Origin of the sequence: Streptomyces sp. CA-111067 (genome assembly GCF_050956065.1) — a bacterium.
Taxonomy (GTDB): domain Bacteria; phylum Actinomycetota; class Actinomycetes; order Streptomycetales; family Streptomycetaceae; genus Actinacidiphila.
In genome coordinates this window covers 1,934,135-1,958,031 of the sequence record NZ_CP192103.1, presented here as the reverse complement: position 1 = coordinate 1,958,031, position 23,897 = coordinate 1,934,135, and the positions used below count along the sequence as shown (strand labels likewise).

20 protein-coding genes are annotated in these 23,897 nt (G+C 73.2%); 4 read left to right on the top strand and 16 right to left on the bottom strand.

Translation table 11 applies throughout. The features are described from left to right. Window positions 1-44: 44 nt before the first annotated feature. Entirely contained in the window at window positions 45-887 is an 843-nt protein-coding gene (locus ACQPW6_RS08545) for an alpha/beta fold hydrolase (protein ID WP_433888946.1), read from the top strand. 21 nt (window positions 888-908) lie between these two features. Here ACQPW6_RS08545 and ACQPW6_RS08540 read toward each other — a convergent pair whose 3' ends face one another. From ACQPW6_RS08540 to glnA, 5 genes are all read right to left on the bottom strand, one after another. Beyond that, on the bottom strand, window positions 909-2,198 hold the full coding sequence (locus ACQPW6_RS08540; protein WP_433888945.1) for an alpha/beta hydrolase family protein: 1,290 nt from the start codon (window positions 2,196-2,198) through the stop codon (window positions 909-911). A gap of 267 nt (window positions 2,199-2,465) precedes the next feature. After that, window positions 2,466-4,595 carry a glycoside hydrolase family 2 TIM barrel-domain containing protein gene (locus ACQPW6_RS08535; protein ID WP_433888944.1) on the bottom strand — a complete coding sequence of 710 codons (2,130 nt, stop codon included), beginning with the start codon at window positions 4,593-4,595 and terminating at the stop codon, window positions 2,466-2,468. A 289-nt stretch (window positions 4,596-4,884) separates the two neighbouring features. Continuing rightward, on the bottom strand, window positions 4,885-5,409 hold the full coding sequence (locus ACQPW6_RS08530; protein WP_433888943.1) for a hypothetical protein: 525 nt from the start codon (window positions 5,407-5,409) through the stop codon (window positions 4,885-4,887). Between the two features lie 115 nt (window positions 5,410-5,524). Continuing rightward, window positions 5,525-6,202: a formylglycine-generating enzyme family protein gene (locus ACQPW6_RS08525; protein WP_433888942.1), complete on the bottom strand. Its 678-nt coding sequence runs from the start codon at window positions 6,200-6,202 to the stop codon at window positions 5,525-5,527. A gap of 124 nt (window positions 6,203-6,326) precedes the next feature. Then, the gene (gene glnA, locus ACQPW6_RS08520) at window positions 6,327-7,736 is read right to left on the bottom strand and encodes a type I glutamate--ammonia ligase (protein ID WP_433888941.1); all 1,410 of its coding nucleotides are present in this window, start codon (window positions 7,734-7,736) and stop codon (window positions 6,327-6,329) included. 206 nt (window positions 7,737-7,942) lie between these two features. Here glnA and ACQPW6_RS08515 point away from each other — a divergent pair, with 206 nt between their 5' ends. Beyond that, on the top strand, window positions 7,943-8,410 hold the full coding sequence (locus ACQPW6_RS08515) for an RDD family protein (protein ID WP_433888940.1): 468 nt from the start codon (window positions 7,943-7,945) through the stop codon (window positions 8,408-8,410). A gap of 72 nt (window positions 8,411-8,482) precedes the next feature. On the opposite strand, the gene ACQPW6_RS08510 is transcribed toward ACQPW6_RS08515, so the two are convergent. The 4 genes from ACQPW6_RS08510 to lipB all read right to left on the bottom strand — a co-directional run bounded on the left by ACQPW6_RS08510 (window position 8,483) and on the right by lipB (window position 11,754). Then, window positions 8,483-9,163 (bottom strand): DUF4191 domain-containing protein, encoded by a 681-nt coding sequence (locus ACQPW6_RS08510; RefSeq protein WP_433888939.1) that lies wholly within the window; start codon window positions 9,161-9,163, stop codon window positions 8,483-8,485. Between the two features lie 126 nt (window positions 9,164-9,289). After that, window positions 9,290-9,559 (bottom strand): hypothetical protein, encoded by a 270-nt coding sequence (locus ACQPW6_RS08505; protein WP_433888938.1) that lies wholly within the window; start codon window positions 9,557-9,559, stop codon window positions 9,290-9,292. Between the two features lie 261 nt (window positions 9,560-9,820). Beyond that, window positions 9,821-10,792, bottom strand: a complete 972-nt coding sequence (gene lipA / locus ACQPW6_RS08500) for a lipoyl synthase (RefSeq protein WP_433888937.1) — start codon at window positions 10,790-10,792, stop codon at window positions 9,821-9,823. Between the two features lie 158 nt (window positions 10,793-10,950). Next, entirely contained in the window at window positions 10,951-11,754 is an 804-nt protein-coding gene (gene lipB, locus ACQPW6_RS08495; protein WP_433888936.1) for a lipoyl(octanoyl) transferase LipB, read from the bottom strand. 329 nt (window positions 11,755-12,083) lie between these two features. On the opposite strand from lipB, the gene ACQPW6_RS08490 reads away from it, so the two are divergent. Next, on the top strand, window positions 12,084-13,817 hold the full coding sequence (locus ACQPW6_RS08490; protein WP_433888935.1) for a regulator: 1,734 nt from the start codon (window positions 12,084-12,086) through the stop codon (window positions 13,815-13,817). Window positions 13,818-14,020: 203 nt separating this feature from the next. Beyond that, window positions 14,021-14,551, top strand: a complete 531-nt coding sequence (locus ACQPW6_RS08485) for a GNAT family N-acetyltransferase (protein ID WP_433888934.1) — start codon at window positions 14,021-14,023, stop codon at window positions 14,549-14,551. Between the two features lie 48 nt (window positions 14,552-14,599). Here the strand turns inward: ACQPW6_RS08485 and ACQPW6_RS08480 are convergent, their stop codons facing one another. The 7 genes from ACQPW6_RS08480 to ACQPW6_RS08450 all read right to left on the bottom strand — a co-directional run bounded on the left by ACQPW6_RS08480 (window position 14,600) and on the right by ACQPW6_RS08450 (window position 23,839). Next, window positions 14,600-15,199, bottom strand: a complete 600-nt coding sequence (locus ACQPW6_RS08480) for a hypothetical protein (RefSeq protein WP_433888933.1) — start codon at window positions 15,197-15,199, stop codon at window positions 14,600-14,602. Between the two features lie 460 nt (window positions 15,200-15,659). Next, window positions 15,660-16,955 (bottom strand): NAD(P)/FAD-dependent oxidoreductase, encoded by a 1,296-nt coding sequence (locus ACQPW6_RS08475; RefSeq protein WP_433888932.1) that lies wholly within the window; start codon window positions 16,953-16,955, stop codon window positions 15,660-15,662. A 262-nt stretch (window positions 16,956-17,217) separates the two neighbouring features. Beyond that, a complete protein-coding gene (locus tag ACQPW6_RS08470; RefSeq protein WP_433888931.1) occupies window positions 17,218-18,114 on the bottom strand; it encodes a TIGR01777 family oxidoreductase in 897 nt (298 codons plus the stop codon). 90 nt (window positions 18,115-18,204) lie between these two features. After that, window positions 18,205-18,717: a DUF4240 domain-containing protein gene (locus tag ACQPW6_RS08465; protein WP_433888930.1), complete on the bottom strand. Its 513-nt coding sequence runs from the start codon at window positions 18,715-18,717 to the stop codon at window positions 18,205-18,207. Window positions 18,718-18,983: 266 nt separating this feature from the next. Continuing rightward, the gene (locus ACQPW6_RS08460) at window positions 18,984-19,994 is read right to left on the bottom strand and encodes a GNAT family N-acetyltransferase (RefSeq protein WP_433888929.1); all 1,011 of its coding nucleotides are present in this window, start codon (window positions 19,992-19,994) and stop codon (window positions 18,984-18,986) included. A 339-nt stretch (window positions 19,995-20,333) separates the two neighbouring features. After that, complete coding sequence (gene aceE, locus ACQPW6_RS08455; RefSeq protein ID WP_433888928.1) at window positions 20,334-23,006, bottom strand: pyruvate dehydrogenase (acetyl-transferring), homodimeric type; 2,673 nt, start codon at window positions 23,004-23,006, stop codon at window positions 20,334-20,336. A 197-nt stretch (window positions 23,007-23,203) separates the two neighbouring features. Further along, entirely contained in the window at window positions 23,204-23,839 is a 636-nt protein-coding gene (locus ACQPW6_RS08450; protein ID WP_433888927.1) for a GntR family transcriptional regulator, read from the bottom strand. Window positions 23,840-23,897: the final 58 nt, after the last annotated feature.

Here is a 23,897-nt window from a genome sequence, read left to right as displayed (position 1 = left end):
GGCCGCCACGGCCGCCGCGCCGCGCGACGGCTTCGGGTGGTCCGATGACCACCGTCAACGTCAACGGGATCGCGTTGGGCATCGAGTCGTTCGGCGCCGAGGGCGCGCCGCTCGTCCTGCTCGCGGGCGGGACGACCATGCTCTCCTGGTCCGACGCGCTGTGCCAGCGGATCGCTGCCGGAGGGCGCCGCGTGGTGCGGTACGACCTGCGCGACAGCGGGGAGTCGACGGCGGGGGACCCGGAGGCGCCCGCCTACACCCTGCGCGACCTCGCCGCCGACGCGGCGGCCCTCGCGGGCGCGCTCGGCGCGGGGCCCGCGCACCTCGCCGGGATCGGCGTCGGCGGGATGGTCGCCCAGGTCGCCGCGCTCGACCATCCGGCCGCGTTCTCGGCGCTCACCCTGGTCGGCACCCGCGCGGTCGCCCCCGGCCCGCCCGACGACGACCTCCCCGACCACGACCAGGCGACGATGGGCCGGCTGTTCGCGCGTCCGATGCCCGATTGGGCCGACCAGGAGGCGGTGGCGGAGTTCGCCGCGGCGGGCGCGGAGATCCGCGGCGACGACCCCGTCGCGGCGCGCGCGGTCGCCGCGCGCATCTGGGACCGCACGCCCGGCACCGCGGCCCCGGTCCAACTGGCCAACCAGCTGGGCCTGGTGTTCTCCAAGCTCGACTGCACGCCCCGCTGGCGCGAGCGACTGCCCGAGATCAACGTCCCCACGCTGGTCGTCCACGGCCGCCGCGACCGCTTCTTCCCAGTAGGCAACGGCGAGGCAGTCGCCCGCGAGATCCCCGGCGCCCGACTGCTCGTCCTGGAACAGGCAGCCAACGCGATCCCCGAGGCGGCGACCGGCGAGGTCGCGGAGGCGATGCTCGCGCTCGGCTAGCGAACGGCGGGGCAGCGGTGGTCAGTTGAAGGCCACCGCCTTCGGGTAGCGGAAGCCCGGGTGCCGCAGCAACCCGTGGTCGTCGCGCCCGCGCAGAGTGCGGTCGAAGAAGGCGGTCAGGACCCCGCGGGTGGTGGTGATCGCGTCGGCGGGGGCGATCGTGCCGATGAGACCGGCGACGGCGTCGGCCGACAGGCCCAGCTCGCGGGCGAGTTGGGGCATCAGCACCTCCGCGTCCGTGTACGTGGCGTGGGCGGCGCCGCATAGCGACAGGCCGAACCGGGGGCCGCGGCTGTGTCGCCACAGCGCGTCCCACGAGGGCACCGTACGCCGGGTGTTGCCCTCCTCACCGATCAACAGGAACGGCCGGTCAAGGCCGTTGGCGGCCACCGGCGACAGATAACCGCGGTCGGGGTCGTTCTGGACGTACGCCGTCACGCCGTCGAGGTCGGCCCCGGCCAGGACGCGCGGGTCGTCGTACATCGCCGCCAGCGCCGTGAAGCCGCCCGCGGACTGGCCGAACATGCCGGTCCGGCCGAAGTCGAGCGCGCCCCGCAGCGCATACGGCAGCGCATCCGGCAACCGGTCGAGTACGAAGCGGACATCGGCGACCCGGACGGTGAGGACCTTCTCCAGCAGCGCCGCGATTTTCGCCGTATCCGGGTGCTCGGGGTCAGGGTCTACCTTGGCCAACTCGGCGGGCAGCACGGTGGTTTCGACCCGCCCGCCGGGGAACTCGACGGCGCCCGCGTCGTACGTGTGGTCCACCGTCACCACCGCGTACCCGCGCGAGGCGAGGTCGTCGCACAGCGTGCTGCCCAGCGCCCGGGGATCGCCGGCGCCCGGCGAGTACAGCACCACCGGGTGCGGTCCGCCGACCGCCGGCGCGCCCTCGTGCGCGTGAGTACGGGTCGCGGCCCAGTCGACGGCGCCGGCCGGCACCCCGCCGAAGCTGTTCAGGCCGTCGAAGGCGGCGGCCTCTCCCGGCAGCATGTGCGGGGCGCGCGGGTAGCGGGCGGCGGCCCGGGCCGGGTAGCGGACGCTGACCATGAGCTCGCGGTAGGGCCGGTCCACCCACGGGTCGGGCCGGGAGCCGTCCACCAGCCGCAGCGATACGGTGCCGACCTCGTACGGCCCGCTCGGCGGCGGCAGCCGGAGCGTCACCTTGTCCTTGCCCTTGCCCTTGCCCTTGGCGGGCGGGCTGCCCGTCCCGGCCGGCGTGGGCGCGGCGGCCCCGGCGCGCCCGGGGAGGGCCAGCAGGGCGCCGGCGGCGGTGGCGGTGGACAGCAGGACGGCACGGCGGCTGGGCAAGGCGACTCCCTGGTCGGTGCGGGATGCGGTCCGTACGGGGTGTTCCGCACGGGTACGGCCGGTGCGGCCGGTACGGACCGTTCGATCGGTTCGATCCGCGGTTGCGGCTTCCCCTGCACTCTCGTCGCCCGGCGCCCCCACGCCCATCCGGCAGGCCGGTAGACGTCCCGGGGGTTAACCCGAAGAGCGGGACGGCCGGACGCAACGATCTGACCGCCCCGCCCCGCTCCGCCCCGTGGGCCCGCGCCTACCGCACCGCCAAGCCGCCTATGCGAGCGTCCACGTGACCGTGTCCGTGTGGGTGGTGCCACCGATGGAGGCCGTGACGGTGACGGTGTTCGCTCCCTTGCGGAGGGTCACGCCGGTCCACTTGAAGATGTGGTCGGAACTGCTCTTCGCGCCGAGCGACGTGCCGTTCAGCGTCGCCGTGACCTGCGCCGCGTTGGAGTACACCTTCACCTCGGTCGCCGCGTCGGTGCGCGCGGTCCAGCGCCGGCTGGTGAGGTAGAGGGTCGGCTCAGCCGACCAGTTGGCCTTGTACCAGTAGAAGGAGTCCTTGCGGGTCGCGCGGTCGCGGGTGACCAGGCCCTTGTCATTGATACCGGGCTGGCCGCCCTCGTTGCGCCCGTCGGAGGCGAAGTCGAACATGTTCCAGACGAAACTGCCCCACACGAACGGCCGCGCGGCGAGCTGCTTCCAGGACGCCTCGTGCAGGAGCGACTGGTACTCCTCGGGGTGGAAGCTGCCGCCGGTGCTCGGCTGCGACGGGTTCAGCGCGTGCTGCGCCGGGTTCGCGCCGGCGCCGTACTCCGAGACGGCGAAGGTGCGTTGCGGCTCGGCCTTGTGCAGGCTGTCGGCCCACGGGCCCAGGTCGTTGTACGAACCCCCGTACCAGCCGAAGTACTTGTTGTACGCGGTGGTGTCCGCGTGGCTCGCCACCGTGGCGTCGTTGCCGAGGTTGTTGGCGTACGTGCTGATCCGGTCCGGGTCCTCGCTCGCGACCAGCGCGGCGAGGCTCGCCAGCAGGGTGTTGGTGGGGGTGTCGTCCTTGCCCTGCTCGTTGCCGATGCTCCAGAACGCGATCGAGGGGTGGTTGTAGTTCTGCCGGATGAGCTCGCGCAGTTGGTTCTGCGTACTGGCGGTGAACGCCGCCGAGTTCGTCGTGCCGTTGACCAGGGGGATCTCGGCCCACACCACCACGCCGAGGGCGTCCGCGAGGTTGTAGTCCTTCTGGTCGTGCTGGTAGTGGGCCATCCGGACGGTGGTGGCGCCGACTTCCTTGATGAGCGCGAAGTCCTGGGTGTGGTCGGCGTCGCTGACCGCCCAGCCCTCGACGGCGCGGTCCTGGTGCAGGTTGACGCCGTGCAGGCCCAGGTGGCTGCCGTTGAGCGAGAACCCGGTGGCGGGGTCGAGGCTGAAACTGCGCAATCCCAGCGGTTCGGTGACCACGTCGGTGACCGTGCCGGCGGCGGCGTCCCTGATCTCGACGGTGGCGCTGTACTGGTAGGGGTCGGTCAGGCCGTTCCAGCGGCGGGGGTTGGCGATGGTGAGCGTCTGCACGACGTCCAGGCCCGCGTTGGCCCCGATGGTCTGCGGCGCGCTGCTGCGGTCGGCCACGATCGTGCCGTCGGCGCCGGTGACGACGGCCCGCACCACCAGGGAGCGGCTGGTGGCGTTGTTGTTGAAGACCGTCGCCCGGACGTCCACGGTGGCGGACGCCGCGGTGACGCTGCGCTGGCGCAGGTAGACGCCCGGTCCTGCGTAGTCGAGCAGCCGCACGGCGAGCTTGTCGACCGCGTACAGGCTGACGTTGCGGTAAATGCCGCCCTGGAAGGTGTAGTCGGCGCTCAGCGGTGCGATGTCGGGGTTGTCGGCGTTGGTCACCTTGACCGCGAGGACGCTCTCCCGGCCCGGCCTGAGGTTGGCCGTGGCGCCGAACCGGAAGCGGGAGTAGCCGCCTTGGTGCTGGCCGAGGTGGGTGCCGTCGATCCACACGTCGGCGACCTGGTTGGCGCCGGCGAACTGGAGGAAGAGCATCTTCCCGGCCAGCTCCGCCGGGACGGTGATGCGCCTGCGGTACCAGCCGACGCCCCGGTAGTAGTTGCCGCCGCCGTCCGCGCCGTCGGCCGCGTTCCAGGTGTGCGGCACGCTGAGCGCGGTCCACGAGCTGTCGTCGAAGGCGGGCGCCTGCGCGTTGGTGACGTCGCCCTTGTGGAAGCGCCAGCCGGAGTTGAGGCTGAGCCAGGTGCGGAGGGCGGGCGGGGTGTACGTCGCCGCTGCGGCGTCGCTGCCGGCGGCCGGCGTGCCGGCGGAGGCGGTGCCGCCGACGGCGAACGTGGCGAGGGCGGCGCCGGCCGCGGTGCCGAGCAGCTGGCGGCGGCTGGGGAGCTCGTTCATGGGGGGTGCCTTCCCGTTGCTGGAAGGAGGGCGGAGCGGACGGACAGGTGCCGCCGCGCCGTGTGGGGGACCTGGGTATTGTTGGTTACGTACGTGAACGATGGTCTGCGACGTGAACCCGGGCTACGGGTGAGGCTAGGTCGGGCCGGTCTTCAGGGTCAACCCCGCGGTGCGGGGCTGGCCGACGCTCCCGAGGGCGTACGGAGACCCTGGCCCGTTCAAGTAAGTGAACCCGCGGGCGTCGCGGCCGGCCTTCATCCGAAAGGACCACACCACCCGGCCCGTCGTACTACGCCGGGAGTGGGGAACGCGTGGGCGACGGCCAGGGCAACTTGATGCCGGCGCTCTCCGGGAGGGGGTGCCAGTGGGTGGCGAAGTCGTCCAGGCGGGTCAGGATGCGCTCGACCAGGGGCGATTCGGTGATGCCCGGGTCCAATGCGCCGAACCAGTCGGGGAGGCCCGAGCGGTGGCCCGCTCGCAGCTGCCACAACGGCTCGCACAGGGACGCCAGTTGCTCGGATCGGGCCATGTCGGCGTGCTCCGCCGCGGTCGGCCGCCGCCTCGCCTCCCGGCGGGCCTGCCGCTTCCTGATCGCGGGGTCGGCCGCCCAGAAGAGGTTGCTCTGTCCGGCCGCGATCCGGCCGAACACACCGCCGGACAGGCCCGCTTCGGCCTCGACCAGGAAGTGCACGGCGTCATGCGGCAGGTAGTCGTCGTAGCCCGGCCCCTGCCGCGGGGCCAGCTCCGGACCGTGCTCCCGGACGACGGTCAGCAGATAGCGGCGCCCGGACCCCTTCGTGAACGTCACGTCCATGGCCGGCACGGTACCGACCGCTGCCGGGAGATCGCACCCGAATTCCCCGTGGCAGCTCCGGAACCGGCCCCCGGTGGCCCCTCAGTCCACCCGGCCGGCGCCCGCGGCGGACCCGTCAACCGCGCGTGACGGAACGCGCCACCCGGAAGCCGACGTCGTCGACCTGGAAGGTCGGATGGCTGCGGCGGCGCGCCGACGCCCGGCAGCTCCAGTGCTCGTCGAACCAGCCGCCGCCGCGCAGCACCCGGTACGTGTCGTAGACCTCGGCGTCGTAGACGTCCCAGCACCAGTCCCAGACGTTGCCGATCATGTCGTACAGGCCCCACGCGTTGGGGCGCTTGCCGCCCACCTCGCGGAGGCGCTCATCGGAGTTGCCGCGATACCACGCGACCTCGTCCAGCGGCCCGTAGCGCGGGCCCTCCGTACCGGCCCGGCAGGCGTGCTCCCACTCGGCCTCGGTCGGCAGCCGGTACCCGTCGGCGCCGGCGTCCCACTCGATCTCCTCGCCGTCGGCACCCAGGCGGTAGGCGGGCGTGCACCCGTCGAGCAGGGACAGGGCGTTGCAGAACCGGACCGCTTCCCACCACGACACGCTCTCGACGGGCAGCCGATCCCCCCGCGCCGTACTCGGCTGCCGGCCGGTGACCTGCGCGTACAGCGCCTGGGTCACCGGAAGCGCGGCAAGCTCGTAGGGCGCGAGATCGACCGCCCAGCTCCGCCGCGTCCGCCGGTCCGACAGCGCCACCCGCCCCGACGGAACCGACACCATCCCGACCCGCGCCCCTGGTTCCATGATCAGCCGATCCTACCGCGCCGCACACGAGAGCCCCGTCACTCTCCGTGAGAGGAGTGACGGGGCTCTTCGTGGCTCAACGGGCATCCAGCGGTGATCGCCGCACGCCGGCGGCGGCCCCGGTCTAGATGTCGAAGTACAGCTCGAACTCGTGCGGGTGCGGGCGGAGTTGGATCGGGGCGATCTCGTTCGTCCGCTTGTAGTCGATCCACGTCTCGATCAGGTCGGAGGTGAAGACGCCGCCGGACTGGAGGTACTCGTTGTCGGCCTCCAGGGCGCTGAGGACCGCCGGGAGGGAGGTGGGGACCTGGGGGACGCTCGCGTGCTCCTCCGGGGCCAGCTCGTAGAGGTCCTTGTCGATCGGCTCGGCGGGCTCGATCTTGTTCTTCACGCCGTCCAGGCCGGCCATCAGCAGGGCCGAGAAGGCCAGGTACGGGTTGGAGGACGGGTCCGGGGCGCGGAACTCGACGCGCTTGGCCTTCGGGTTGGAGCCGGTGATCGGGATGCGCATCGCCGCCGAGCGGTTGCGCTGCGAGTACACCAGGTTGACCGGGGCCTCGAAGCCGGGGACCAGCCGGTGGTAGGAGTTCACCGTCGGGTTGGTGAACGCCAGCAGCGACGGGGCGTGCTTGAGGATGCCGCCGATGTAGTAGCGGGCGGTGTCGGACAGGCCCGCGTAGCCCTGCTCGTCGTAGAACAGCGGGGTGCCGCCCTGCCACAGCGACTGGTGGACGTGCATGCCGGAGCCGTTGTCACCGAAGATCGGCTTGGGCATGAAGGTCGCGGTCTTGTTGTTCCGCCAGGCGACGTTCTTCACGATGTACTTGAAGAGCATCAGGTCGTCGGCGGCGGCGAGCAGCGTGTTGAAGCGGTAGTTGATCTCCGCCTGGCCGGCCGTGCCGACCTCGTGGTGCTGCCGCTCGACGGTCAGGCCGGACGCTTCGAGCTGGAGCGAGATCTCGGCGCGCAGGTCGGCGAAGTGGTCGACGGGCGGGGCCGGGAAGTAGCCGCCCTTGTAGCGGACCTTGTAGCCGCGGTTGTCCTCCAGGGAGCCGGTGTTCCACGCGGCGGCCTCGGAGTCGATGTGGTAGAAGGACTCGTTCGCCGAGGTCTGGAAGCGCACGCTGTCGAAGACGTAGAACTCCGCCTCCGGGCCGAAGTACGCGGTGTCGGCGATGCCGGTGGAGGCCAGGTACGCCTCGGCCTTCTTGGCCACGTTCCGCGGGTCGCGGCTGTACTGCTCGCCGGTGATCGGGTCGTGGATGAAGAAGTTGATGTTGAGCGTCTTGTCCTTGCGGAACGGGTCCACCCGGGCCGTGGACAGGTCCGCGCGGAGCGCCATGTCCGACTCGTGGATGGCCTGGAAGCCGCGGATGGACGAGCCGTCGAAGGCCAGCTCCTCGGTCGGGTCGAACGTCGAGACCGGGACCGTGAAGTGCTGCATCACGCCGGGCAGGTCGCAGAACCGGACATCGACGAACTTGACGTCCTCATCGGCGATGAACCTGTTGACGTCGTCGGCGTTCTGGAACATCCAACTCCTCCTAGGCCCGGCCCCGGAGGTCGGGGGACGGGTTGGCAATCCGGGGTGCGGCCAGTGCGGTGGCGCACACTGCCCCGACCATAGGGATCGGGGATTTCTTCAGCATGACCCATTTGTTTCGCAGACGTTAACCGCGACGCCGGGAGGGCGGCCACCGCACTGTACGACTGCTCCGCACGGGGGGTTACCGTGGACGGGTGGACAACAGGGACGCAATCGGATCGTGGCTGTCGGGCCCCCGCGCCGCCGTGGAGCAGATGGGCGGCGAACTCGGCTACCGCGGTGAGCGCCTCGGCCTGCCGGAAGAGGGGCCGGGATCGGTCGCCCCGGTGGGACGCCGGGTGATCGCGATTTTCATCGACTGGATTCTGTGCGTGCTGATCGCATACGGCCTGATCGCGCACCGTGACTACAACTCGTCCAATACGTGGGCACTGGCCGTCTTCGGCGTGGTCAGCCTGCTGACCATCTCACTGGTCGGCAGCACCCCGGGCAAGCGGCTGATGCGGCTGCGGGTCGTACGGCTGGACGGGGGACGGCTGAGCCCGCTCGCGGTGCTGATCCGTACGGTGCTGCTGCTGATCGTCATCCCCGCCGTCGTCTGGGACCGCGACACCCGCGGCCTGCACGACAAGGCCGCCAACGCCGTACAGGTCCGGATCTAGCCGCACGCGGAAGGAGGGGCCCGGGGACGATGTCCCCGGGCCCCTCCTCGTTCCCGTATATTCGCCGGGCGCCTAGCGGCCCCGCGGCATCCGCATCCCCTTGGGCATCGGCCCCTTCGGGATCGGCATGTTGCTCATCAGGTCGCCGAGCGCCTTGAGGCGGTCGTTGACCTCGGTGGTCTTGGGCCCGGCCAGCACCCGCGGCAGCTTCAGCAGGGTGGCGCGCACCTTCTTGATCGGCAGCTCGTCCGGGCCGTCGCCGACGATGTACGTGTGCACCGGCACGTCGTAGACCACCCGGGAGACCTTGCGCTTCTCGGACGCCAGCAGGCCCTTGACCCGGTTCGGGTTGCCCTCGCCGACCAGTACGACGCCGGCCTTGCCGATCGCGCGGTGCACGACGTCCTGGTTCTTGTTCATCGCGACGGCCGGGGTGACCGTCCAGCCGCGCCCGACGTTCTGCAGTACCGCCGCCGCCGCGCCCGGCTTGCCCTCCAACTGCGAGAACGCGGCGCGCTCGGCGCGCCGGCCGAAGACGACCGCCATCGCCAGGAAGGCGAGCAGGGCGCCCAGGATGCCCGCGTAGATGGGGTGACCGATCAAGAAGCCGAGGGCGAGGATGACACCGAAGGTGACGATTCCCACAGCCGCGATGACAAGCCCGATCGTGGAGTCGGCCTGCCTGGTCATCTTGTAGGTCTGAGCGATCTGCTTCAGTCGCCCAGGGTTCTCAGGTGTTTCCTTCCTCGCCATATGGCAAAGGATACGTGGCTGGTACGGCCCCCGTCACCGCCGGGCCCGGTGCCGGGACGATGCCCGGGGCGGGGAGACGGGCTCAGCCCCGTGCGGTGCCGGGGCCGGTGCCGTACGGTGCCGCGCTCAGTCCCGTACGGCGTCCGCGCCGGCGCGTCCGGTGCCGCTGGTCAGCGCGGCCACCACGCGCTCCGCCTCCCTGCGGTCCCTGGCGCGCTGCCGGTCGGCCACCACGGCGGCCCAGGCGTTCCTGCGGGCGGTCTGCTGGCCGCCGCGCAGCAGGAACGACTCGACGGCCCGCAGCGCGCCGGCCACCTGGGCGGGGCGCGAGGAGGCGGGGCGGGCGGCGGAAGCGGCGATCGGACGGATACGCAGACGTACGGACTCGGACGGCATGGCGTCCCTCTCGGAGCGACTGACGAACGCGGGGGAGAAGCGGGGCGTGCAGAGCGGGGGCGTGCGGGGATGAGCGGACGTGCGGGGAACGTGCGCGAGCAGAATCGGAACCAGCTTCGCCACAATGTGTTACCAGCCGGTGACGACTCGGTCAATCTCGCATGAAAGCCACGACAGCGCGCGGCGCCACACCCGGCCGGACGGGGGCGGCCGGACCCGGCGGGCACCGCGCCACAGCCGCCCGGACCCGGGACGGCGGCGTCAGCCGGCCGCCGGGACCTCGCCGTCCTGCCGCAGCCGCCGGTCGACCGCCTGCTGGAAGAGCCGCCCGGCCCGGTACGACGAACGCACCAGCGGTCCGGACATCACGCCCGCGTAGCCGATCTCCTCGGCCTCCTCCTTCAGCTCCACGAACTCCGCCGGCTTCACCCAGCGCTCCACCGGGTGGTGCCGCACGGACGGCCGCAGGTACTGCGTGATGGTGATCAGCTCGCAGCCCGCGTCGTGCAGGTCGTGCAGCGCCTGGCTGATCTCCGCGCGCTCCTCGCCCATGCCGAGGATCAGGTTGGACTTGGTGACCAGGCCCGCCTCGCGGGCCCTGGTGATCACGTCGAGGGAGCGCTCGTAACGGAAGCCGGGCCGGATCCGCTTGAAGATCCGCGGCACGGTCTCGACGTTGTGCGCGAGCACCTCGGGACGGGAGCCGAAGACCTCGGCGAGCTGGGCGGGCTCGGCGTTGAAGTCCGGGATCAGCAGCTCGACCTTGGTGGCGCCGCCGGCGCGGTCCGCGGTCATCGCGTGGATCTGCCGGACGGTCTCGGCGTACAGCCAGGCGCCGCCGTCCTCCAGGTCGTCGCGGGCGACGCCGGTGATGGTGGCGTAGTTGAGGTCCATGGTGACCACGGACTCGCCGACCCGGCGCGGCTCGTCGCGGTCGAGCGGCTGCGGCCTGCCGGTGTCGATCTGGCAGAAGTCGCAGCGCCGGGTGCACTGGTCGCCGCCGATGAGGAAGGTCGCCTCGCGGTCCTCCCAGCACTCGTAGATGTTGGGACAGCCGGCCTCCTGGCACACCGTGTGCAGTCCCTCGCTCTTCACGAGTTTCTGCATCTGGGTGTACTCGGGGCCCATCTTCGCCCGCGTCTTGATCCAGTCGGGCTTGCGCTCGATGGGGGTCTGGCTGTTGCGGACTTCCAGGCGCAGCATCTTGCGTCCGTCGGGTGCGACTGCGGACACGACCGGCTCCCTAAAGCTTCGATTCTTCGGCGAACACCAGCGTACGCCCGTGATTCATACGGTCCCGCATCCAAGCAACCAACGGCCTGGGGGGAGCATTCCCGTATTCCCGCCGGCCTGCCCCTTGTGCTCCTCCGCGGGCCGGCGGGTTCCGGCCCTCAGACCGCGCGGGGGAGCGGCACGGCGGCGCCGAGCACGTCCGCCAGGTGCTTCTCGACCACCGGCAGTACCTCGGCGACGGTGACCTCGCGCCCGAGCTCGCCGGACAGCGAGGCGACGCCCGCGTCGCGGATGCCGCACGGCACGATCCGGTCGAACCAGGTGTTGTCCGGGTTGCAGTTCAGCGCGAAGCCGTGCATGGTCACGCCCTTGGCGACCCGGATGCCGATCGCCGCGATCTTCCGGTCCTCGCCGCGCTGGCCGGCGTTGGAGGGGGCGTATTCCGGGCCGTTCATCCGCGGGTCGAACTCGTCGTCCTGCGCCGCGCCGCCGCTCAGCCGCGGGTCGAAGTCCAGCGTCAGACCGTTCGCACGCCGCTCGACGGGGTCGCCGAGCACCCACACCCCGCTGCGGCCCTCCACCCGGCTGGTCTCCAGGCCGAACTCCGCGCAGACCCGGATCAGCGCCTCCTCCAGCCGGCGCACGTGGGCGACCACGTCCACCGGCCGCGGCAGCTTGACGATCGGGTAGCCGACCAGCTGGCCGGGGCCGTGCCAGGTGATCTTGCCGCCGCGGTCCACGTCCACCACGGGGGTGCCGTCGAGCGGGCGCTCGCTGTCCTCGGTGCGGCGGCCCGCGGTGTAGACCGGCGGATGTTCGAGCAGCAGGCAGGTGTCGCCGACCTCGTCCGCGAACCGCGCCGCGTGCACCGCGCGCTGCTCCTGCCACGCCTCGTGGTACTCGACGGCCTCGGCCCCGAACCCCAGGTGAACGAAGTGCAGCTCGCTCCCGACGTCACTCACGACGACTCCTCCAAGGTGCCCGCCGACGTGCTTCGCCGGCGCGCTTCGTGTACGGCACCTGCAACTGTACGGCGGGGGCGGTGCGGGACGGCGGGCGCGGTGGTGGGGGGCCTGGGCGGGGCCCGGTGGGGGCCGGGGCGGCCCGGTGCCGGTGCTGGGTGCGCGGCCATAGCACGTCGACCCGGGTGCACCCGGATATTTTGCCGGTAATTGAGGAGCTATGTCGTCCATCTGGGCGAATATCCGGGTCTTACGGTCATCGGCCGACGACGGACCGTTACATTCGGCGCCGATCCGGAGATCTCCAGAGGAAGTGGACCGCACAGCCGATGACGGACCGTTCCACGCAGCGCAGCCCGAACCTTCCGACCCAGCCGACGCGTCCGACGACCCACCCCGAGCCGCCACCGCGCCTGGAGGCGGAGGGCCGGGAGGGCGACACCCCGGAGGAGCGCGACGTCCCACTGGGGACCGACACCCCGCGGGGGACCGACGCCCCGGATGACGCCGGGGCCGCCGGCCTGCCCACGTCACCCGTCCCACCGGCGGAGCCGGGTTCGCCGGCCCCGTCCGAGCGGCCGGGCAACCCCAACGGCCGGCTCGCCGCGCTGATCGCCGAGGCCGGCTTCTCCAACGCGGGGCTCGCCCGCCGGGTCGACCAGCTCGGCACCGAGCACGGCCTCGACCTGCGGTACGACAAGACGTCCGTGACCCGCTGGCTGCGCGGCCAGCAGCCGCGCGGCACCACGCCCGCGCTGATCGCCGAGGTGTTCACCCAGCGGCTCGGCCGCCGGCTGTCCGCGACGGACCTCGGCCTTGACGCGTGCGCGCCGGTCTACGCGGGCCTGGAGTACGCCGCCTCGCCGGCCGAGGCGGTGGAGATCGTCAGCGGCCTGTGGCGCAAGGACACCGGCAACCAGCCGGAGCTGCGCAAGATCGCCTTCACGCCGGCGGGGCTCGTCGTGCCCAGCCGGGACTGGCTGATCGGGCGGGCGGACGACACGGTGGTGAGCGGCGGCGGCGCCGTCGAGGAGGTGGTGGAGGGGGAGCGGGCGCGGGTGCCCGCGCAGACCCGGGGCAGGGCGGGGACGCCCGCCCGGCCGCCGGTGCTGCCGGCCCTCCCGGCGATGCCGTCGGTACGGTCGGGGCCCGGTCGGCACCGGGTCGTGGCCGGGGACATCGCGGCGCTGCGGGCGGTCGGCGACCTGTTCCGCACCCTCGACAACGCGTACGGCGGCGGCCACGCCCGGCTCGCCCTGGTCCGCTACCTGGAGCACGAGGCCGAGCCCATGCTGCGCGGCAGCTTCGGGGAGGCGCAGGGGCGGCGGCTGTTCGGCGCCGTCGCCGACCTGACGCTGCTGGCGGGGTGGACCTCGTACGACATCGGCGCTCACGGGCTCGCGCAGCGCTACTTCGTCCAGGCGCTGCGGCTCGCGCAGGCGGCGGGGGACCGGGTCTACGGCGGGTACGTCCTGGTGACGATGAGCCGCCAGGCGGTCTACCTCGGCCACGGCCGCGAGGCCGTCCAACTGGCCCGGGTGGCCCAGCAGGGCGTCGGCACCGGCGCGCCCGCCACCGTCCAGGCCCTGCTGCACGCGGCCGAGGCGCGCGGCCACGGCGTGCTCAGCGAGACCCGCGCGTGCACGGCGGCCCTGGCCCGGGCCGAACGCTCGCTCGCGGCCGCCCGATCCGGCGACGAGGTCCCGCACTGGGCGCGGTTCTTCGACGAGGCCCAGCTCGCCGACGAGTTCGCGCACTGCCACCGCGACCTCCAGCAATACCGCACCGCCGCCCAGCACGCCGAACGCTCCCTCCAACTCCGCGCCCCCGGCTACGCCCGCAGCCGCCTCTTCTGCCGCACGGTCCTGGCAACCGCCCGCCTGGGCCTGGGCGACATCGACGCGGCCTGCGCGCTGGGGGTGGAGGTGCTCCACCAGGCCTCCGAAATGCGCTCGCTGCGCGCGGCGGAATACGTCCGCGATTTCGGCCGCCGCCTGGAGCCTTACCGGGATGCCCCGGCAGCCCGTTCCTTCTTCGACAGGGCGTCGGCGCTGGGGCTTTGAGGGGGCCGCTGTCGGCGTTGCCCCGGGCCGGCCGGGTGCCCCGGCGGGGTGCTGGCCCGGGTGCTTCCCGGAGGGGGCGCGGGGTGCGTTTTCGCCGGACGCTGACCCCGGCAGTTGACGCGCACCGGCGCTCCCGGCTGCCCGCCACGCTTCACCTCGGCCCCCGGCCGCCCCCGCTGTTCGGTGGTCGATACGATCGCGGGATGGGTGACGATCGTGAGCCGTATCTGGTGGTGACCGAGCGGTTGGAGCTGCGGGGGGTCGGGGCGCAGGATCTGGACGCGTTGTACACGCTCAACGCTGATCCCGAGGTCTGGCATCACCTGCCCGAGGGGCGGCACAGCCGGCCGGGGATCACCCAGGCGTGGATCGACCGGTGCACCAGGCACTGGGAGTTGGGCGGCGTCAGCTACTGGATGGCCCGGGACCGGGAGACCGGCGAGCTGATCGGCGTCGGCGGCGCGCAGCGGCATGCCCCCGGGTTCTGGAACCTGTACTACCGGTTGGTGCGGGCGCATTGGGGGAGCGGTTACGCCACCGAGCTGTCCCGTGCCGCCATGCGCGTCGCCGGGGAGCACGACCCCGAGATCCCCGTGGTCGCCTGGATCCACGCGCACAACGCCGGGTCCAGGGCGGTTGCCGAACGGCTCGGCCTGCACGACTACGGCCTGCGGACGAAGCCGTCGGACGACGAGCCGATGCACGCTTATGCGGACCGCGAACTGCCCTTCTGAGCGGGGCACATGGGGCGGGCGCGCCCCCGAGGAGCGTCCCCCGGCCGCCTAGAGGCGGGGAAGCGCCTCGCCGGGCGCCGGCTCGCGCCGCTGGTCGAGCCAGAAGAGGTAGCCGCGCAGGTAGGACTCCAGGCCGTCGTCGATGTACGCGACGAAGTCGCGCTGGCCTTGCGCGGCGTCGTGGTAGTGCGGGAGGTGGCGCGGGTGGCCGTTCTCGCCCCACTCGGGGTGGCTGCTCCCGCCCCAGTCGGCGGCCGTCGCGACGGCCCACTCCCGGACCCGGGCCCGGCCCCGCCACCAGTCGCGGACGGCAGCCGGCGTCCAGTGGTCGTCGCCGTCCCAGTTGTAGCCCGAGTACGTCTCGATCCGGCAGCCCTCGACCACCGCTTCGGTCTCGTGCGCGTTCACCGGTTGCCGGTAGATGAACTCGGCGCCGAACCCGCCGCCGTGCCCGTCGTCATACGAGATGTGCCCCGGCGCACCGAGCCGCCCCACGGCGAGGCTGTCGGTCTCCCCGGCATAGAACGGCCCCGGAACGTTCCGCCAGTTCCGCTCCTCCCACACCCCGGCGAAGATCCGCCCGCCCGACTCGCCAAGCCCCTCGACCACCCGCCGCGCGGTGGGCAGCGGGTCCCAGTACCCGTTCATGCGCTCCATGATGCGGCGGGGGCGGCGCGGCGACGCAGGCGGGGCGCGAGCTTGGCGCCGGGCGCGAGCGTGCTGCGCGAGCTTCACGCTGTGCGCGAGCCGGTTTGGGCGAGCGATGCGCTGGACGGTGAACCGAGGACGGCTCCCGAGTCGAAGGGGCGGACGCTGCCGAAAGGGAGAACGCGCGGAGGTTCCTGAGGAACGAAGGAATCGAGCACGATCGACCTCCCCCAGACTCCGTCCGGGGGGACCCCCAAGGGGCTGAAGCGCCCCGAAGGCGAGGGAGCCCAAAAAAGGGGGCGCGGGGTGCACCTTCGCCGGACGCTGACTCCGGTGGTTGACGCGCACGGCTGGTCCCGCCCATCTCACCCACGCTCCCGCAACGCCTCCCGGCCACCCGGCCCGTTGCGGTGCTGCCCCGCCGCCCACTGCGCCTCACGTACGCCCCCGGCCGGAGGCCCTACGCCGCTGCCCTCGGGGGCCGCAGCGCCGCGTCGCGGAGGATGCTCTGGGCGGCGCGGCGGGCGGAGAGGAGGGCGCCTTGGGGGGTGCTGGTGTCGCGGTGGGCGCCGCAGACGTAGAGGCCGTTCAGGACGCGGACGGGGCGGCGGAGGTCGTGGGGGGCGGGCATGGTCGGGACGGCTTCGGGGTCGGTGTGGGTGGCCAGGAGGTGCCAGGCGTCGGTGGACGTCTCGTACAGCTCGGCCAGGTGGGCGCGGACGCTCTTGTCGCCGGGGGCCTCGCCGTCGGGGGGTGGGCCCAGGACGACCGAGGTGATCAGTGTGCGGCCGGTCGGCGCGCGGCCGGGGTCGATCGTGCTCGCGGGGAAGCTGTGCGAGACCGGGCCCAGGCGGTCGGCGTCCAGCACCAGGACCGGGTCGCGCAACGGGGGCGCGGGGGCCGCGTGGTGGAACACCGTCACCTGGTGGAAGCCCGGCACCCGCAGGCCGGGCAGCAGCCGGCCCGCCTCCCGCGCGCCGGTGGCCACCAGCACCGCCCGGCAGGGGAGTTCGGCGCCGTCGGCGGTGAGCACCGAGTTGACCGCGACCCGCACCGCCCGGGTGCCGAGCCGTATCGCGCCGGGCGGCAGCGCCGCCGCCAGCCGCTCGGGCAACGTCGAGGCGCCGCCGGACGGCAGGCAGGTGCGGCCGGTGGCGAACCCGCGCAGCACCAGGTCCGCGACCCGGCTGGACGTCTGGAGCTCGGGGTCGCAGAGCAGAGCGGCCAGCAGCGGCCGCAGGAACCCCTCCACCGTGCGCGGCGCGAAACCGCGACCGCTGAGCGCCTGCGCCGCCGTGCTCTCCGGGCGGGCCGTCAGCCGCGAAGTGGACGTTCCGGCGAGGCGGTTGAGCGTCGTGCCGAGCCGGGCCCGGTCGAGCGCGGAGCCGATCGGGGTGCGCGCCGGGCTGAACGCGGCCCGCGCGCCGCGCGGATCGCCGACCCGGTAGCCCCGGCCGCCGATCCGCACCAGCGCACCCGGCGCCAACGGGGCCAGCGGCACCCCGCGCAGCCCGGGCGTGCGGTGCAGTTCCGGATACGACGTGTTGAGCAACTGCGGCCCGTGGTCGAGCCGGAACCCGTCCACCACGTCGGTGACCATCCCGCCGCCCACCCGGTCCGCGCCCTCCAGCACGGTGACCGACAGGCCCCCGGCGAGGAGTTGCCGGGCCGCCGCCAGGCCGGAGAGCCCGGCTCCTATGACGATCACATCGGCGACGGGGACGGCTCGCGCCGCCTCCCGGCTGGTCGCGGCCATGTCTGTCCGGCGGGCTGGTGAGAGCACGATGCCCCTCCCCGGGGTCGGGTCCGTTCCCCGCTGGCGCCGGCGCCACACTCCCGTGCACGGCGCTGAACGCTGGTAAAGGTCATGCCCTCATCAAAGGCAACTGATGCCGGGCCAACCGCCCTGTTCCGGCCGTTTCCGGGCCACCCCGGTCCGCGTCCCGCCCGCCCCCGGCCCCGCTCCCGTCAACGCGCCCGCGCTCGCGGCCCCCCGTCAACGCCCTCGCCGCCCCGCCTCACCGCGTACGCAGCGCCGCCCCGATCGCCTGGTCGATCTCCGGGAACGCGTACGCGAAGCCCGACTCCAACAGCCGCTTCGGGCGCACCCGCTGACTGCCCAGCACATCTCCGGCGAACTCCCCGAGCGCCGCGCGCAGCGCGAACGCCGGTACGGCCGCCACCGTCGGACGGTGCAGCACCCGGCCCATCGCGGCGGTCACCTCGCGGTTGGTGAGCGGGTCGGGCGCGGTCAGGTTGACCGGGCCGGACAGCGAGTCCGTCGTCAGGATGTGCCGCATCGCGGCGAGCTCGTCGTGCAGCGCGATGAAGCTCCAGAACTGGCGGCCGCTGCCGATCCGGCCGCCGAGGCCGGCCTTGAAGATCGGGAACAGCCGCCCCCACGCGCCGCCCTCGCCGGAGACCACCAGGCCGGTACGGGCGTGGACGGTACGGATGCCGGCCTCCCGCGCGGGGTCGGCCGCGGCCTCCCAGTCCCGGCAGAGCTCGGCGAGGAAGCCGTCGCCCAGCGGGCTGTCCTCGTCGACCCACGAGTCGCCGGTGTCGCCGTAGTAGCCGATCGCCGAGCCGCACAGCAGGACCCGGGGCGGGGTGTCCATCGCGGCGGCGGCGCGGGCGATGGCCGAGGTGCCGAGGACGCGGCTGTCGCGCAGCTCGCGCTTCCGGGCGTCGGTCCAGCGGCGGTCGGCGATTCCGGCCCCGGCGAGGTGGACGACGGCCTCGCAGCCGGCCAGGCCCTGGACGTCCACGGTGCCGCGCACCGGGTCCCACCGGACCTCCTCGGCGGAGGCGGGCGCCCGGCGCACCAGCCGTACGGTCTCGTGGCCGTCCTTGCCGAGCGACTCGACGAGGGCCGAGCCGATGAGTCCTGAGGCGCCGCTGACAGCAATCCGCATGGGCTCATCTTGCCCCGGCGGCCCGCATGTACGTCGCCGCCCGCGCCGGGCGCGGGCCACTGGCCGCCGTGGGACCGGCGGCCCCGGCCGTCAGCCGAACCTCGACCACAACTGGGGAAAGCGTTCCGCCATCGCGCGTTCGTCGTCCAGGTCCAGGGGCTCGCCCTCGGGCTGGTCGGGCTGCGGGAGGGCCAGGTCCGGGAGGCGGACGGCGGTCAGCTGCTCGTATGCCTCGTCCGCCGCGTAGCCCAGGTCCTCGGCCTCGCCGTCGGCCTCCGGGTCGAAGTCGGTCACCAGGAACGCCAGGTCGTCGGGCGAGTGCAGGGCGCCCTCGAAGACGTGCCTGCCCTGGCCGATCAGCCAGCAGCGGAAGTAGTCGAACGACTCGTCGTCCGCGCCGCCCAGCATGATGTCCGCGGCCGCCCACAGGTCCCAGCGGAAGGCCCGGATGAAGCGGGTCTCGAAGTGCCGGGCGAAGTCCAGTACGGAGTCCGGGTCCAGCGTGGCCAGCCGTTCGACCAGCAGGTCGGCATGCTCGTCCGGGTCGCCGTCCGCGGCAGTGCGCGTACTGTCGACGATCTCCCAGAACTCCGTCTCGTCCATCACCCGTCCAGCTTCCCGGTTGCCGCGCCCGCCCGCACGCGGAGTACCCCCGGCGGGTCCGTGTCGTCACGGCCGTCGGCCCGTCGCGCCGGAGTACGGCGAGAGGGGTGGTCAGCGTACGACGTTCGGGACCGGCTCGCGTACGCCGGGCCGGGGCGCGGCGCACAGAGGCCGGTTCCGCTCGCGCGGCGGCCCGAGACGGCCTCCCCGACGAGCCCACCGGGCCCACGTCCGGTTATCCGCCGCGGCGGCGCCCGGTGGGCCGCTCAGCGCGCGGTCAGCCGCAGTTGGTAGGCGATGGACCGGCGCAGCGGACGGAAGCCGAGCGCGGTGTTGACGGCGAGCATGTGCCGGTTGTCGTCGGCGATGTCGGTGTGGATCTCGGCCAGCCCGGGGTGGCCGGCCAGCACCAGGCGCAGCATCTCCGCCTTCATCCACAGCCCGAGGCCGTGGCCGCGGTGCGCGGGCAGCACGGCGGTGTCGTACTGCTGGGCCACCCGGGCGCCCTGGCCCGTCCCGCCGGGCCCCGGCAGCACCAGCTTGGTGTAGCCGGCCACCGTGCCGTCCGTGTCGTCGATCGCCGCCACCGTCAGCAGCTGCTCGCCCTCGCCGCGCCCGGCCGCCAGCTCGGCGATCTCGCGGACCCTGGCCACGTCCCAGGTCGTGCCGCGTACGGCCAGGTCGCCGCGCGGCGTGTCGTCCATGCCGGACCTGGCCGTGGCCAGCGACTGGGCGAACGGGTCGGGCGCCACGCCCTCCCAGGCCGTCAGCCGGTAGCCGGGGTGCGGGACTTGGGGCAGCTTGCGGACATGCTCGGGGATGTCGTCGAGGACCAGCCGCTGCCAGGTGAGCCGCAGCGCCGGGGCGAAGTCCCGGGTGCGGACGAAGCCCTCGCCGGACGTGCCGGCCGTGACCTCGGTGGCGACGGTGCCGCAGCCCGCTGCGGTCGCGGCCTCGACGGCCGTGGCCAGCAGGCGCGAACCGGTGCCCATCCGGCGGTGCGCCGGGTGGACGGTCAGGACGAGCTCGGCGGCGCGGGCCGGGTCGTCGAATAACCGCAGCAGCGCCGTGGCCACCGGGTCGCCGGCCTGGCCGCGTACCAGCCACAGCACCAGCCGGCTGCCGTCGGTGTACGTGCTCAGCCTGGCCCGCACCGCCGACAGCGACGGCACCGGCTCGCCGGGCCTGTCGTGCGCGAGAGCGGCCGACTGCACCTGGTGCCAGGCACGGAAGTCGTCGGCGGTGGGAGCCGTGAGCGGGCTGGGGTTGGCAGGCATCCGGGGGAACGTAACCGGTGCCTGTACATGCCCGCAATCCCTTCCGGGACATCTGGTGCCGCACGCGTGGCCGATTCTTGTGCTTGCGGTGGGAGCGCGACCGCACCGGCGGCCGGGAGCGGGCCCGGACCCCGTCCACCGGGAGCGGGACGCCCCCGCCGGAAGGTCCCGCTCCGGTTCGCCGCCCAGCGCGGCGGGGGCCCGGCGGCGGGGCGCCTGACCGCCCCACCACCGGGCCCCCGCCCGTACTCCGGCCGCGCGGGCCGCAGCGCCGTACGGCTGCCGCCGGGCCCTACGGCCCGTACCGCCGCCGCCCGGACCCGCAGCCCGCCGCGCGACCTACAGCCCGTACCGCCCCGCCGCCTCCTTGACGACGCGCGGCTCGATCTCGCCCCGCTTCGCGAGCGCGGCCAGCGCCGCGACGACCAGCGACTGCGGGTCCACCCCGAAGTGCCGGCGGGCCGCGTCACGCGTGTCGGACAGGCCGAAGCCGTCCGTGCCCACCGACGTCCAGTCCTGCTCGACCCACTGGGCTATCTGGTCGGGCACCGCCCGCATCCAGTCGCTGACCGCGACCACCGGGCCGGCCGCGCCCTCCAGCGCGCGGGTCACGTACGGCACCCGCTCCTCGCCGCGCAGCAGCGCCGCGTCGCACTCCAGCGCCTCCCGGCGCAGCTCGGTCCAGGACGGCGCGGACCAGACGTCGGCCGCCACCCCCCAGTCGTCCGCCAGCAGCCGCTGGGCGTCCAGCGCCCAGTGGATCGCGGTGCCGGAGGCCAGCAGCTGGAGCTGCGGGGCGCCGGGCACCGGGTCGGCCGCCCGCTGGTAGCGGTACAGGCCCTTGAGGATGCCCTCCTCCACGCCTTCCGGCATGGCGGGCTGCACCTTCGGCTCGTTGTAGACCGTCAGGTAGTAGAAGACGTCCTCGGCCTCGGGGCCGTACATCCGCCGCAGGCCCTCGCGGACGATCACCGCGACCTCGTACGCGAACGCCGGGTCGTAGGAGACGGCCGCCGGGTTGGTGGAGGCGATCAGGTGCGAGTGGCCGTCGGCGTGCTGCAGGCCCTCGCCGGTCATCGTGGTCTTGCCCGCGGTGGCGCCGATCACGAAGCCGCGGCCGAGCTGGTCGGCCAGCGCCCAGAACTGGTCGGCGGTGCGCTGCCAGCCGAACATCGAGTAGAAGATGTAGAACGGGATCATCGGCTCGCCGTGCGTGGCGTACGACGTGGCCGCGGCCGTGAAGTCGGCGAGCGAACCGGCCTCGGTGATCCCCTCGTTGAGGATCTGGCCGTTCTTCGCCTCCTTGTAGTACAGCAGCTGGTCGCGGTCCACCGGGTCGTACGTCTGGCCCTTGGGCGAGTACAGCCCGGCCGACGGGAACAGCGACTCCATGCCGAACGTGCGGGCCTCGTCGGGGACGACCGGCACCCAGCGGCGGCCGGTCTCCTTCTCCCGCATCAGGTCCTTGACCAGCCGGACGAACGCCATGGTGGTGGCGATCTCCTGGGTGCCCGAGCCCTGCTCCAGCGGTTTGTACGCCTTGTCCGGGGGCAGCGGCAGCGGCTTGACCGCGACCTTGCGGGCCGGGGCGGGGCCGCCGAGGGCCGCGCGGCGCTCGCGCAGGTAGCGGAGCTCGGGGGAGTCCTCGCCCGGGTGCCAGTACGGGACCAGGCCGCCGTCCAGCGCGCTGTCCGGGATCGGCAGCTCCAGCAGGTCGCGCATGGTGCGGAACTGCTCGCCGGTCAGCTTCTTCATCTGGTGGTTGGCGTTGCGGGACTCGAAGCCGGCGCCGAGCGTGTAGCCCTTGACCGTCTGCGCCAGGATCACCGTCGGCGCGCCCTTGTGCTCCACCGCGGCGCGGTAGGCCGCGTACACCTTGCGCGGCTCGTGCCCGGCCCGGGAGGACTGGAAGAGCTCGGTCAGCTTGGCGTCGGACAGGCCGGCGCCGATCGTGCGCAGCGCCGGGTCCGCGCCGAAGAAGTGCTCGCGCACGTAGCCGGCGTCGCGGGTGGCGTAGGTCTGGAACTGGGCGTCCGGGACCTCGCGCAGCCGCTTGAGCAGCGCGCCGTCGAAGTCCTTGGCCAGCACCTCGTCCCAGGCCGCGCCCCACAGCGACTTGACCACGTTCCAGCCGGCGGCGCGGAACTGCGCCTCCAGCTCCTGCACGATCTTGAAGTTGGGGCGGACCGGGCCGTCCAGCCGCTGCAGGTTGCAGTTGATGACGAAGGTCAGGTTGTCCAGGCCCTCGCGGCCGGCCAGCGCCAGGGCGGCGGTGGACTCGGGCTCGTCCATCTCGCCGTCACCGAGGAACGCCCACACCCGGGAGTCGGAGGTGTCCTTGATGCCGCGGTGCTCCAGGTAGCGGTTGAACCGCGCCTGGTAGATCGCCGAGAGCGGGCCGAGGCCCATCGAGACGGTGGGGAACTCCCACAGCCAGGGCAGCCGGCGCGGGTGCGGGTACGAGGGCAGGCCGTCGCCGTTCGCCTCCTGGCGGAAGCGGTCGAGCTGGCCCTCGTTCAGCCGCCCGTCCAGGAACGCGCGGGCGTAGATGCCGGGCGAGGCGTGGCCCTGCAGGTAGAGCTGGTCGCCGCTGCCCGGGCCCTCCTTGCCGCGGAAGAAGTGCTGGAAGCCGGTCTCGTAGAGCCAGGCCGCCGAGGCGAAGGTGGCGATGTGGCCGCCGAGGCCCTGCCGGGAGCCGCGGGTCACCATGGCCGCCGCGTTCCAGCGGTTCCAGGCGGTGATCCGGCGCTCCATGGCCTCGTCGCCCGGGTAGGCGGGCTCGGCGGCGGTCGGGATGGTGTTGATGTACTCGGTCTCGAGCAGGGAGGGCAGCGCGACGGCGTCGCCGGCACCCTCCAGGGTGCGGCGCATCAGATACGCGGCGCGGTGTGGCCCGGCCGCTTCGGTGACGGCCGCGAGGGAGGCCCGCCATTCGGCGGTCTCCTCCGGGTCGCGGTCCGGGATCTGATCGAGCTGACTCGGCCGGGGTCGGCGTACGTCGTCGTCGGGCATGGGTGCCGCCTTCCGAACGGAGGGAGGGGTGGGAGTGCGGGGTGGCACGACAGGGGCACTCGCCGGTTCGACGATACGCCGTCGATCGATGATCGATCAACGGGTCGCGGACCCGTAATTCAAAGTCGGCACGGGGTGCCAGCCTTGAGGGCACGCGGTGCCGCCCGCGCCCCGCCTTCAAAACCCCGGCCGGGGCGTCAGACCTGGGGGGCGCAGCTCAGGACGTGGGACTTGATCAGCGTGCAGATCTGCGGGTCGCGGCGGGTGAACGCGTCGATCAGGTCCTGGTGCTCGGCGGCGTACGCGCGCGGGGCGGGGGAGAGCCAGCGGATCGAGAGGGTGGTCCAGACCTCGATCCCCAGCGACTCCCACGCGTGCAGCAGCACCGCGTTGCCCGCCGCCCGCACCAGCTCGTGGTGGAACGCCACCGTGTGCCGCACCTGGGCCTCGCCGTCCAGCTCCGCGTCCGCCTCCCGCAACGCCGCCACCTCGCGGTCGAGCGCCGACGCGTCCACCGCCAGCCGCTCGGCCGCCAGCTCGGCGGCCACCTGCTCCAGGCCGGCCCGCACCGGGTAGCTCTCCTTGAGGTCGGCCGCGGTCAGCCCCCGCACCCGTACGCCCTTGTTCGGCGCCGACTCGATCAGCCGCAGCGTCTCCAGCTCGCGCAGCGCCTCGCGTACCGGCGTCTGGCTGACCTGGAGCTCCACCGCGATCCGGCGCTCCACGATCCGCTCACCGGGCTTCCACCGGCCGCTGACGATGCCTTCGAGGATGTGCTCGCGGATCTGCTCACGCAGGCTGTGGACGACCAGTTGCCGGCCGGGAGGGGCCATGGGGCACTCCTTCACAGATTGCGTGACATAGACGATACGACGGCGCCCCCGTTCGTCG